Genomic DNA, 4,024 nt, shown 5'->3' with positions numbered 1-4,024 from the left:
ACCGGCGCCACCGGTCACACCCGCCTACCCACACCCCACCCCGACATCTTCCGCAGGCCCCAAGGCCAACTATCCCGCTTACTCGCGGAATCGGGTCTGATGACCCACCCCACCCAGCACACCCCTCCCGCGGGCCCACCCGCTGGTGGCCCCCCACCGGGCGGGCCGGGCCCGTATCCCGCGGCGGGCGCTTGGATGCCGCCGGGGCGGGTCGCGACCGGCGCGATGCCGATCATCGCCGCGCCCGCGGCGCCGCAGCCCCCCTTCATGCGGCGGCCCGGGCGGGCCGGGGTGATCGCCGCGGTGGCCGCGGCAGCTCTCGGCGGCGGTATCGTCGGCGCGCTGCTGACTGGTCTGACCCAGCACCGCAGCACCGAAACCACCGCCGCGGCAGGAAAACCCAGCGCCGAAACCGTCCGTCAACAAGACGTCAACCTGTGCACAACGTTCGCGCTCGTTAACGTGTCGGTGCCGCACCCGCCCAACTCGGCGCTAGACGTTGTTGCAGCATCGGCCAGACTGCGCGCCGCGTTGTTTGAAAACCCAGACGCAAGTCTAGAAGTCCGCGACGCGATCACCGCTGCCGCGACCTCGTTCGATATGAACGTCACCCGGTTCGCGCCGGTACGGACGCGTGGCCTCGCTGCGCCGCCACCGTCCTACGATGAGGACGTCGTGAATAGGGGCTACCATCGCGCGTGGCAGGTCTGCGGGCTGGGCAAGTAGGGGTCACGCTGATGTTTGCTGAGGGCGGTGATCTGCCGCGGCCGACCGATGAGGTGGTCGAGCTGCTCGGGGTGACGGCGGCCTGGCCCGCGGCCGGTAAGACCAACCTGGACGGCATCGCCGACCAGCAGAAAGCCACGGCGACCTCCTATGACACCCTCGGCCAAAACCTGCACAACGCCATCAACACCCACGGCCAGCTGATCCGCGGCAAGACCGGCGACGCCCACCAGGCCTTTTTGGGCGGGATGCGCGATGACGCCTACGGGTCCTCCGACCACTACGATTCGCGGGAGAAAATCGCCCGCGAATTCGGCAGCGCCGTCGACGGACTGCAGACTGCGCTGACCCAGACCTACCACGCCGCCAAATAAGGAGTGGGACGAAAACGGTGCCGGCGGCAGCGGGCTCAACGCCGCGGCCGCCCGCTCGGCGATCGTGGTCAAGTACACCCGGGAAGTCGACTCCGCGGTGGACCGCGCCGACGTCTACCGCCGCCGCTGAGTCACCGCTCACACCGCGGTGAACCCGGCGTCCGGCGGGTAGGTTCACCAACGTGCCGGGCCTCTTCTACGTCGACCAACTGCCCGACGCCGGTGGCCTGGTCGCCCTCGGCGGCGACGAGGGCCACCACGCCGCCACCGTCCGGCGAATCCGGGCCGGCGAGGAGCTCACCCTGGCCGACGGCGCCGGGACGCTGGCGCAGTGCCGGGTGGAGGACGCCGACCGGACCGGGCTGCGCGCCCGGGTGCTACGGCGCTGGACCGTCGCCCCGCCGGTTCCGCCGGTGACCGTGGTGCAGGCGCTGCCCAAATCCGAGCGCTCCGAACTGGCGGTCGAGCTGGCCACCGAAGCCGGCGCCGACGCGTTCGTCGCCTGGCAGGCGCAGCGCTGCGTGGCCCGCTGGGACGGCGCCCGGGCCGACAAGGGGCTGCGGCGCTGGCGGGCGGTGGCGAAGGCGGCGGCCGGGCAGTCCCGACGCGCCTACCTCCCGGCGGTGACCGGGGTGCTGTCCGCCGCGCAGCTGGCCGAGTGGGTGTCGGACCGGGTCGGAACCGGCGGCGTCGTGTTGGTCCTGCACGACTCGGCGACGACACCGCTGGCCGACGCGGTCGCGCCGGACGCACCGTCGCTGGCGCTGGTGGTCGGCCCGGAGGGCGGCATCACCGACGGCGAGCTCGCCGCGCTGACCGCCGCCGGCGCCCGGGCGGTGCGGCTCGGGCCCACCGTGCTGCGCACCTCGACGGCGGCCGCGGTGGCCCTCGGCGCGATCGGCGTGCTGACCGGGCGCTGGCAGCCGGAGTGAGGGTCAGCCGCCGGCGAAGGACGCCAGCGCGGCCGCGATCTGCTCGACGGTGCGCTCGCCGCGCTCTGCGACGTCGTTGACGAACGTCTCGGCGGTGTCGACGTCGAAATCGGGCGCGAGTTCAACCCCGTTGATGTGCAGGAACGTCCACGCCGCCGCCCAGCCGGTGCGTTTGTTGCCGTCGATCAGCGCGTGGTTGCGGGCCAGCGACTGCAGCAACGCGGCGGCCTTGGTGAAGAGATCCGGGTAGGCATCGGTTCGGTAGACCGTGGCCTGCGGACGTGCCAGGGCCGCGTCGAGCAGCCCGTAGTCGCCGACCTCGACGGCGTGGCCGACCGCGGCCGTGCCGGCGACCAGCACGTCGTCGCGGTCGAGGAATTCGGTCACGCCAAACGGCGATTCAGCTCTGCCGAGCGTTCGGCGACCAGCGCCGCGGCTTCGGCCACCCGGCGCTTGTGATGGCTGGCCGCGGCGACCACCGCGCGATGGGCGAACGCCCGCAGCGACACGTTCTCGCTGCCGGCGGCGCCGCGGACCGCGGCCAGCTCCTCTTCGGTGAAGGTGATGTTCAGCGACGGCATGTCGGCTAGGGTACCTGACCCAGTACCAATTCCGGCACCATTGCGTCGACGCGGGGACGGTGACCGCCCGCGACGGTAGACTCGTAGCGGCGTTTGACCCGGAAAACCAGCAGGCAGGTAGCAGACACCACGTGACGCTCCGCAAGACCGCCGCGGACCCCGCTCCGCAGGTACGCAGCAGCATCGACGTTCCACCCGACCTGGTGGTGGGTCTGCTCGGGTCGGCCGACGAGAACCTGCGGGCCCTGGAACGCGTCCTGGCCGCCGATCTGCACGTGCGCGGCAACGCCGTCACCCTCTCCGGCGAACCGGCCGACGTCGCGCTGGCCGAACGGGTGATCTCCGAGCTGGTCGCGATAGTCGCCGGCGGCCAGACCCTGACCCCGGAGGTGCTGCGGCACACCGTGGCGATCCTGACCGGCAGCGGCGACGAGTCGCCCGCCGAGGTGCTGACCTTCGACATCCTGTCTCGGCGCGGCAAGACGATTCGGCCCAAGACGCTGAACCAGAAACGCTACGTCGACGCGATCGACGACAACACCATCGTTTTCGGCATCGGCCCGGCCGGCACCGGAAAGACCTACCTGGCGATGGCCAAAGCGGTCAGCTCGCTGCAGACCAAACAGGTCAACCGGATCGTGTTGACCCGGCCTGCGGTGGAAGCCGGTGAGCGCCTTGGCTTTCTGCCCGGCTCGCTGAGCGAGAAGATCGACCCCTATCTGCGGCCGCTCTACGACGCGCTCTACGACATGATGGACCCGGAGCTGATCGCCAAGCTGATGGCCTCCGGGGTGATCGAGGTAGCGCCGCTGGCCTACATGCGGGGTAGAAGTTTGAATGACGCGTTCATCATCCTCGACGAGGCGCAGAACACCACCGCCGAGCAGATGAAGATGTTCCTGACCAGGCTGGGTTTCGGCTCCAAGATCGTCGTCACCGGCGACATCACCCAGATCGACCTGCCCGGCGGCGCCCGGTCCGGCCTGCGGGCCGCGGTCGGCATCCTCGACGGCATCGACGACATCCACGTCGTCGAGCTGACCAGCGTGGACGTGGTGCGCCACCGGCTGGTCTCGGAGATCGTCGACGCCTACGCCCGGCACGATGCCGGACATCAACAGCCAGCGGGGAACCGCGCGGCGCGGCGTGCCGTGGACGCCAAGACCGGGCGCGGCCGCCGATGAGCATCGAGGTCTCCAACGAGTCCGGCCTGGACGTCTCCGAGGTCGAGTTGGTCAGCGTCGCCCGCTTCGTGCTGGACCGGATGAACGTCAACCCGGGCGCCGAGCTGTCGATGGTGTTGCTGGACACCCCGGCGATGGCCGACCTGCACATGCGCTGGATGGACCTGCCCGGGCCCACCGACGTGATGAGCTTCCCGATGGATGAGCTCGAGCCCGGCGGCCGGCCG

7 protein-coding genes are annotated in these 4,024 nt (G+C 70.8%); 5 read left to right on the top strand and 2 right to left on the bottom strand.

What is annotated here, in order from left to right:
- Nucleotides 1-225 precede the first annotated feature (225 nt).
- From AC2VNT_RS03445 to AC2VNT_RS03435, 3 genes are all read left to right on the top strand, one after another.
- Nucleotides 226-726, top strand: coding sequence for a hypothetical protein (locus AC2VNT_RS03445; RefSeq protein ID WP_486945526.1), 501 nt, complete (start codon nucleotides 226-228; stop codon nucleotides 724-726).
- Between the two features lie 11 nt (nucleotides 727-737).
- Complete coding sequence (locus tag AC2VNT_RS03440; protein ID WP_486945525.1) at nucleotides 738-1,100, top strand: hypothetical protein; 363 nt, start codon at nucleotides 738-740, stop codon at nucleotides 1,098-1,100.
- Nucleotides 1,101-1,282: 182 nt separating this feature from the next.
- Nucleotides 1,283-2,032, top strand: coding sequence for a 16S rRNA (uracil(1498)-N(3))-methyltransferase (locus tag AC2VNT_RS03435; protein ID WP_486945524.1), 750 nt, complete (start codon nucleotides 1,283-1,285; stop codon nucleotides 2,030-2,032).
- Between the two features lie 3 nt (nucleotides 2,033-2,035).
- On the opposite strand, the gene AC2VNT_RS03430 is transcribed toward AC2VNT_RS03435, so the two are convergent.
- Both AC2VNT_RS03430 and AC2VNT_RS03425 read right to left on the bottom strand, forming a co-directional pair.
- Nucleotides 2,036-2,419 (bottom strand): type II toxin-antitoxin system death-on-curing family toxin, encoded by a 384-nt coding sequence (locus tag AC2VNT_RS03430; RefSeq protein WP_486945523.1) that lies wholly within the window; start codon nucleotides 2,417-2,419, stop codon nucleotides 2,036-2,038.
- Nucleotides 2,416-2,613: an antitoxin Phd gene (locus AC2VNT_RS03425; RefSeq protein WP_486945522.1), complete on the bottom strand. Its 198-nt coding sequence runs from the start codon at nucleotides 2,611-2,613 to the stop codon at nucleotides 2,416-2,418. Before AC2VNT_RS03425 ends, AC2VNT_RS03430 begins: the two co-directional genes overlap by 4 nt.
- 131 nt (nucleotides 2,614-2,744) lie before the next feature.
- On the opposite strand from AC2VNT_RS03425, the gene AC2VNT_RS03420 reads away from it, so the two are divergent.
- Both AC2VNT_RS03420 and ybeY read left to right on the top strand, forming a co-directional pair.
- Nucleotides 2,745-3,797, top strand: a complete 1,053-nt coding sequence (locus AC2VNT_RS03420; RefSeq protein WP_486945521.1) for a PhoH family protein — start codon at nucleotides 2,745-2,747, stop codon at nucleotides 3,795-3,797.
- A partial coding sequence (gene ybeY, locus AC2VNT_RS03415) for an rRNA maturation RNase YbeY (RefSeq protein WP_486945520.1) occupies nucleotides 3,794-4,024 on the top strand: 231 nt, incomplete at its 3' end. The genes AC2VNT_RS03420 and ybeY, both read left to right, overlap by 4 nt.

This window comes from Mycobacterium sp. TH-M15 (assembly GCF_057473705.1).
Note: the sequence above shows the minus strand (reverse complement) of the source record. Positions and strands in the feature narration are given on the sequence as shown.

What these genes read in the sequence shown, in the direction of transcription:
- AC2VNT_RS03445 (WP_486945526.1), top strand. Translation starts at nt 226, where the DNA reads ATGCCGATCATCGCCGCGCCCGCGGCGCCGCAGCCCCCCTTCATGCGG.
- AC2VNT_RS03440 (WP_486945525.1), top strand. Translation starts at nt 738, where the DNA reads ATGTTTGCTGAGGGCGGTGATCTGCCGCGGCCGACCGATGAGGTGGTC.
- AC2VNT_RS03425 (WP_486945522.1), bottom strand. Translation starts at nt 2,613, where the DNA reads ATGCCGTCGCTGAACATCACCTTCACCGAAGAGGAGCTGGCCGCGGTC.